Origin of the sequence: Streptomyces sp. NPDC004327, from assembly GCF_042873935.1 — a bacterium.
Taxonomy (GTDB): domain Bacteria; phylum Actinomycetota; class Actinomycetes; order Streptomycetales; family Streptomycetaceae; genus Streptomyces.
Genome location: NZ_JBIAME010000006.1, coordinates 664457 through 671129, shown reverse-complemented (window position 1 = coordinate 671129; position 6673 = coordinate 664457). Strand labels below are relative to the sequence as shown.

At 72.3% G+C, this 6673-nt stretch carries 5 protein-coding genes; 2 read left to right on the top strand and 3 right to left on the bottom strand.

From position 1 onward, the window contains the following. Positions 1-382: 382 nt before the first annotated feature. A complete protein-coding gene (locus tag ACFYU9_RS23865; protein ID WP_389210405.1) occupies positions 383-949 on the bottom strand; it encodes a MarR family winged helix-turn-helix transcriptional regulator in 567 nt (188 codons plus the stop codon). A 142-nt stretch (positions 950-1091) separates the two neighbouring features. On the opposite strand from ACFYU9_RS23865, the gene ACFYU9_RS23860 reads away from it, so the two are divergent. Next, the gene (locus tag ACFYU9_RS23860; RefSeq protein WP_389345916.1) at positions 1092-2369 is read left to right on the top strand and encodes an MFS transporter; all 1278 of its coding nucleotides are present in this window, start codon (positions 1092-1094) and stop codon (positions 2367-2369) included. Here ACFYU9_RS23860 and ACFYU9_RS23855 read toward each other — a convergent pair. Both ACFYU9_RS23855 and ACFYU9_RS23850 read right to left on the bottom strand, forming a co-directional pair. After that, positions 2366-4024: a SpoIIE family protein phosphatase gene (locus ACFYU9_RS23855; RefSeq protein ID WP_389345900.1), complete on the bottom strand. Its 1659-nt coding sequence runs from the start codon at positions 4022-4024 to the stop codon at positions 2366-2368. The two genes, ACFYU9_RS23860 and ACFYU9_RS23855, sit on opposite strands and share 4 nt — an antisense overlap. Positions 4025-4130: 106 nt before the next feature. After that, positions 4131-5516 (bottom strand): NAD(P)/FAD-dependent oxidoreductase, encoded by a 1386-nt coding sequence (locus tag ACFYU9_RS23850; RefSeq protein WP_389345899.1) that lies wholly within the window; start codon positions 5514-5516, stop codon positions 4131-4133. A gap of 353 nt (positions 5517-5869) precedes the next feature. Between ACFYU9_RS23850 and ACFYU9_RS23845 the strand changes: the two genes are divergently transcribed. Beyond that, entirely contained in the window at positions 5870-6658 is a 789-nt protein-coding gene (locus tag ACFYU9_RS23845; RefSeq protein ID WP_389345898.1) for a TetR/AcrR family transcriptional regulator, read from the top strand. The last annotated feature ends 15 nt before the right edge of the window (positions 6659-6673 follow it).

Sequence of the window (6673 nt, the reverse complement as noted above, 5' to 3'; positions counted from 1 at the left end):
CCGATTTCCTCGGTGCTTTCCGGTCCCTTTTCGACTTTCGTCGTTCCGGGCCCTTCCGGCGGTTCCGACTCTATCAGATCCTTTCGGCGTCTGATCCCCAGTCAGCGGGGTTTGTCTTTCCGGCTGTTGGGCCGTTCCGACGTCTCAAACTCTAGCGGATTTCCCTGGCGGCTCATAATCGAGCCATTCGAAATGAATTTCGGCATGCCGAAATTCGTCCCGGTAGGGAGATCGTGCGGAGTTGAGTGCCGCATCTGCGGCGGGATGGCTGCCGAGGAACCGTTCCGGCTCCGTGACAACTCGGAGAACACTACGCATCCCCGAGGGGCGTGTCAAGGCCCCCTCAGGGGCCCTGGCCAGGGGCCGGACGCCCCGGGAGCCGCTAGTCCAGGTCCGTCAGCCGGCCGCCCGCGTCCGGCTGGGTGAGCTCCACGCGGCGCAGCAGGCGGATCAGCATCTCGCCGAGCGCGCCGCGCTCCTCCGCGGAGAGGTCCTGGAGGAGCTCCTCCTCGAAGTCGGTCGCCATGCGCATGGCCTCCAGCCACTTCTGGCGGCCCTCGTCCGTCAGCTCGACGATCACGCGCACGCGGTTGTTCTCGTCGCGGTCGCGGGTGACCAGGCCCTCGCCGGCCATGCGGTCGATGCGGTGGGTCATGGCGGCCGGGGTGAGGCCGAGGCGCTTGGCGAGCTCGCCGGGGCCCAGGCGGTAGGGGGCGCCGGAGAGGACGAGGGTCTTGAGGACCTCCCACTCGGCGTTGCTGATGCCGAGGTCGGCGACCTGGCGGCCGTACGCCACGTTCATCCGGCGGTTCAGCCGGCCCAGGGCGGAGACCACCTTCTCGACCTGGGGGTCGAGGTCGCGGAACTCGCGCTGATAGGCGGCGATCTGCTCGTCGAGGCTCGGCTCCTGGGGGCCCTGGGTGCCGGACGGCTCGGGGTTGTCGGACATGCGGCGAGTATCCCACGGAGCTCGTTGGCGTTGAAGTCCTTCTATGTGTATCGTTAAGGATCGAACTTTAGGATTGAAGTCTTCAGGGTTCAGGGCTACAGCACTGAACCCGCGACCGAAGTGGGTGAGTGTGACCAAGGGGATGGGCGCCGCGATGCGCCGGATTCAGGCAGGCAGCGCGCTGAGCGCGTTCGGACTCGGCTTCACCGTGCCGTACCTCTATGTGTACGTCGCTCAGGTGCGCGATCTGGGTGCGAGCACAGCGGGTGTCGTCCTGGCCGTCTTCGCCATGGCGGCGCTCGTCGTCCTGCCCTTCAGTGGGCGGGCCATCGACCGGCGCGGTCCGGTGCCCGTGCTGCTCGTCGCCTCGCTGCTCGCCGCGGCCGGCGCGCTCGGGATGGGCCTCGCGTCCTCCGTGCCCGCGGCCGTCGGCGCTGCCGCGCTGCTCGGTGCCGGTACGGCCGTGATGCAGCCGGCGCTCGCCACGATGATCGTGTGGTGCTCGACGCCGGCCACCCGGACCCGGTCCTTCGCGACGCAGTTCTTCCTGCAGAACCTGGGGCTCGGCGTCGGTGGCCTCATCGGCGGCCAGCTGGTCGACGTGAGCCGTCCCGACAGCTTCCTGCTGCTGTTCTCGATCGAGTCGGCGATGTTCCTGGTCCTGGCCGCGATCGTGCTGACCGTGCGGACGCCGGAGTCCCCCGCCCTCCAGGGCGCGCGGCCGGCCGAGCGCAAGGGCGGCGGTGTGCGGGCGCTGCTCGGGCACAAGGCGATGGTCCAGCTGATGGTGCTCGGCTTCGTGCTGTTCTTCGCCTGCTACGGGCAGTTCGAGTCGGGTCTCGCCGCTTACGGCACGGAGGCCGCCGGGATCGCCCCGTCGACGCTCGGTATCGCCCTGGCCGCCAACACGGCGGTCATCGTGGCCGCGCAGTTCCTGGTGCTGAAGTTCGTCGAGCGCCGCCGGCGCACCCGGGTGATCGCGGCCGTCGGTCTGATCTGGACCGTGGCGTGGCTGTTCGCCGGGTACGCGGGCCTCGGTCACGGCAGCCAGGCGATGGCGACGGCGGCGTTCATCTCCACGTACGCGCTGTTCGGTCTCGGTGAGTCGATGCTGTCGCCGACGGTCGCGCCGCTGGTGGCGGACCTGGCGCCGGAGTCGATGGTCGGCACGTACAACTCGGCCTTCGCCCTGGTGAAGCAGCTCGCGCTGGCCGTCGGCCCGGCGGTCGGCGGGCCGATGGGAGCGGCGCTGCCCGGCCCGTACATCGTGGTCTTCGTGCTGTTCTCGCTCGGGATCACCTTCCTGGCGGTCCGGCTGGGCAGGCAGCTCACGCCGGTGCAGGACCAGCCTTCGCTGGCCGCCAGGCCGTCGAAGATCGTGGCGCGCCACGAGCCGGTGAAGGAGCCCGCCGCCGCCTAGTCGGGCAGGGCGAACTCGCACCACACCGCTTTGCCGCCGCCCGGCGTGCGGCGGCTTCCCCAGGACGAGGCGATCGTCGCGATGATCGAGATTCCGCGACCCGCCTCGTCCTCCGTTTCCGCCCGGCGGCGGCGCGGCAGATGGTCGTCGCCGTCCGTCACCTCGATGATCAGGCGGCGGTCGGTGCGGCGCAGCCGCAGCCGCATGGGCGGCGTGCCGTGCTGGAGGCTGTTCGCCACCAGCTCGCTGGTGGCGAGGACGCCGAGGTCGCGCAGCTCGACCGGGAAGCGCCAGCTGGCGAGGACGCCGGAGGCGAAGGCACGCGCGCGCGGGGCGGCCTCGACGCCGCCGATGAGTTCCAGGGCCGCGTTGTGGAACAGCTCGGCGTCGGCGCCGTCGCGGGCCGGGTGCTGGACGACGAGGACGGCGACGTCGTCGTCGTGCTCGGCGGTGACGCCGAGGGAGCGCAGCAGCCGGTCGCAGACGACCTGGGGGGTGCCGGTGGCGCCGGACAGGGCGCGCTCCAGGGCGGAGACGCCTTCGTCGATGTCCTCGCGGCGGCGTTCGACCAGGCCGTCGGTGTAGAGGACGGCGGTGGAGCCGGGCGGCAGGGCGATGGAGCCGGAGCTGTGGAGCCAGCCGCCGGTGCCGAGCGGGGGTCCGGTGGGGTCCTCGGCGCGGCGCACGGTGCCGTCCTCGTCGCGGACGAGGATCGGCAGGTGGCCGGCGGAGGAGTAGACGAGCTTGCCCTCGTTGGGGTCGTGGACCGCGTAGACGCAGGTGGCGATCTGGCTGGCGTCGATCTCGGCGGCGAGGCCGTCGAGGAGCTGGAGCACCTCGTGCGGCGGCAGGTCGAGGCGGGCGTAGGCGCGGACGGCGGTGCGCAGCTGGCCCATGACGGCGGCGGCGCGGACGCCGCGGCCCATGACGTCGCCGATGACGAGGGCGGTGCGGCCGGCGCCGAGGGTGATGACGTCGTACCAGTCGCCGCCTACGGCGGCGTCGGTGCCGCCGGGCTGGTAGGTGGCGGCGATGCGGAGGTCGTCGGGCTGCTCCAGCTCCTGGGGGAGCAGGGAGCGCTGGAGGGTGACGGCGGTCTCGCGGTGGCGGCGCTCGCTGGCGCGCAGCCGCTCGGCGGCCTCGGCGTGGTCGGTGACGTCGGCGGCGTGGACGAGGACGCCGCCGTCGGCGAGGTGCGGGCTGTCCACGGGCAGGCAGGTGACGGTGTAGGAGCCGCCGTCCTTGGTGCGGCGGGACTTCACGGTGCGGGGCTTGCCGCTGCGCAGGACCTGGTCGAGGAGGGGCAGCAGGCCGAGGTCCTCGGCTTCGGGGCAGGTGTCGGCGACGGTGGCGCCGGCGGGCCGGGGGCCGAAGGCGGCGACGTACGCCTCGTTGACGTACGCGATGCGGTGCTCCCTGCCGTACACGAGCGCGACCAGCCCGGGGAGGCGGCCGACGATCTCCCGCACGGTGAAGTCCTCCAGGGCGGGGCCGTCGAAGGAGTCGCCGGGGTCGCCGGCGGCGGGAGTGCCGGGCAGGGGCTCCGGCCGGGGCCCGTACTCACCGCGGGCCGCGGGCACGGAGCCTTCGGTCCCGCGGCCCGCCGCGCGACGCTGCGTTCCGGGGAGCCGGGCGCTCCAACGGGTGAAGTTCACGGATCTGTATGCCTCGTGGTGTCGTTGCCGTGCAGAGTCACTCTGTGCAGGTGTGAGCCCACCTATGGTCACACGTCCAGTGTGGACGAGTGCACTGACAGTGATGTCAGGCGGAGGACTCGCCGCCGTCGGATGGCCCGGCGGGCTTCGGCGGGGGTGGGGGCGCGGCGGCCTGTTCGAATTCGGCGCGCGGGTGCTCCAGGGAGCCGAGGGAGACGATCTCACGTTTGAACAGGCCGGAAAGGGTCCATTCGGCGAGGACGCGGGCCTTGCGGTTGAACGTGGGGACCCGGCTGAGGTGGTAGGCGCGGTGCATGAACCAGGCCGGGTAGCCCTTGAGCTTGCGCCCGTAGACGTGGGCGACGCCCTTGTGCAGGCCGAGGGAGGCGACGGAGCCGACGTAGGCGTGCCGGTATTCCTTGAGCGGCTGTCCGCGCAGGGCTGCGGCGACGTTCTCGGCGAGCACCTTGGTCTGGCGGACGGCGTGCTGGGCGTTGGGGGCGCATTCGGTGCCGGGAGTGTCGGCGGTGACGTCGGGTACGGCGGCGGCGTCGCCGGCGGCCCAGGCGTGTTCGACTCCGTCGACGGAGAGCTGCGCGGTGCAGCGGATCCGGCCGCGTTCGGTGCGCGGCAGGTCGGTCGCGGCGACGAGCGGCGCGGGTTTCACGCCGGCGGTCCACACGACGGTGCGGGTGGGCAGCCGGGTGCCGTCGCTGAGGACGGCGACGCGGTTCTCGCAGGAGTCGAGGCGGGTGCCGAGGCGGACGTCGATGTTCCGGCCGCGCAGCTCGCGGATGGCGTAGCGGCCCATCTCCTCGCCGACCTCGGGCAGGATCCGGTCGGTCGCCTCGACGAGCACCCAGCGCAGGTCCTCGGGCTTGATGTTGTGGTAGTAGCGGGCGGCGTAGCGGGCCATGTCCTCGAGTTCGGCGAGGGCCTCGACGCCTGCGTAGCCGCCGCCGACGAAGACGAAGGTGAGGGCGGCGTCGCGGATGGCGGGGTCGCGGGTGGAGGAGGCGATGTCCATCTGCTCGATGACGTGGTTGCGCAGGCCGATGGCCTCCTCGACGGTCTTGAAGCCGATGCCGTGGTCGGCGAGGCCGGGGACCGGGAGGGTGCGGGAGACCGAGCCGGGGGCGAGGACCAGCTCGTCGTAGCGCATGTGGACGTGTCCGGCGCCCTCCTCCTCGGTGGCGAGGGTGGAGAGGGTCGCGGTGCGCTTGGCGTGGTCGACGGCGTGGACCTCTCCGATGACGATGCGGCAGCGGTCGAGGACCCGGCGGAGCGGGACGACGACGTGGCGCGGGGAGATGTTGCCGGCCGCGGCCTCCGGCAGGAACGGCTGGTACGTCATGTACGGCTCGGGTGTGACCACCGTGATCTCGGCCGTGCGGTCGCGGAGCTCGGCCTTGAGCTGCCGCTGGAGGCGCAGCGCGGTGTACATCCCGACGTAGCCACCGCCGACAACGAGAATGCGCACAGGTTCCGTCACCGTCCCATGACGCACCGCCGTCCGGGGTTTGTCCACAGGCCCGGCAAATTGTGTGACCGGAGGGGTATGGAGGCGCGGGGTGGCGGAGCCACCGGTCGGGCCGGAGAATTCGCAGGTCAGGATGGAAATGCCCGGTGGGACCAGGAAGCGGAATCGGGAGGGTTCCGGTCCTTGCTCCGATCGGGGGGCGCACCGTACGGAACTGCCCCTTCTGAATTGACCCCGACTCAACTATGTTCGTACCTCGTCGGGGTGTCGGATCGCCGCGCGCGGACCGCACGCGCGGCACGGTCGGACCCTCGTGTCAGGGCGGGGAGTCTCCGGGGGGAGACATCATGAGCGGGGGAACGCTTATGCAGATTCAGGATTCGTACGGGCAGGTCCGTACGGCGCAGTCGGCGCCGAACGGCCGGTCCGCGCCGCTGCGCGTGGACGCGCAGCGCAATCTGGAGCACGTGCTGCGCGCCGCGCGCGAGGTGTTCGGCGAGCTCGGCTACGGGGCTCCGATGGAGGACGTGGCGCGCCGCGCCCGGGTCGGCGTCGGCACCGTCTACCGCCGCTTCCCCAGCAAGGACGTGCTGGTCCGGCGGATAGCCGAGGAGGAGACCGCGCGGCTCACCGAGCAGGCGCGGACGGCGCTCGGCCAGGAGGACGAGCCGTGGTCGGCGCTGTCCCGGTTCCTGCGCACCTCGGTTGCCTCGGGCGCCGGGCGGCTGCTGCCGCCGCAGGTGCTGCGGGTCGGCGTGGACGAGGTGCTGCTGCCGACCGGTGCCGTGGTGCCGGGTGCGCCGGCGGAGGACGAGGCGCGGGTGCCCCAGCAGCGCGAGGCCGTCGTCGCCGTGGGCGCCGGTGTGCCGGCCGTCGTGGCCGGCTTCGGTGAGAACGCTGACCAGCGGATCGTCGCGCCGCGCGCGGTGCCGGTGGCCGAGCAGGACGACGCGGGGGCCTCGGAGCTCCTGGAGGTCGTCGGCCGGCTGGTGGACCGGGCGCGGGAGGCGGGCGAGCTGCGGACGGACGTGACGGTGTCCGACGTCCTGCTCGTGATAGCCACCGCCGCGCCGGCGCTGCCGGACGCCGCCCAGCAGGCGGCGGCTTCGGCCCGGCTGCTCGACATCCTCCTGGAGGGTCTGCGCTCGCGGTAGCGGGCCGCCCCCGGG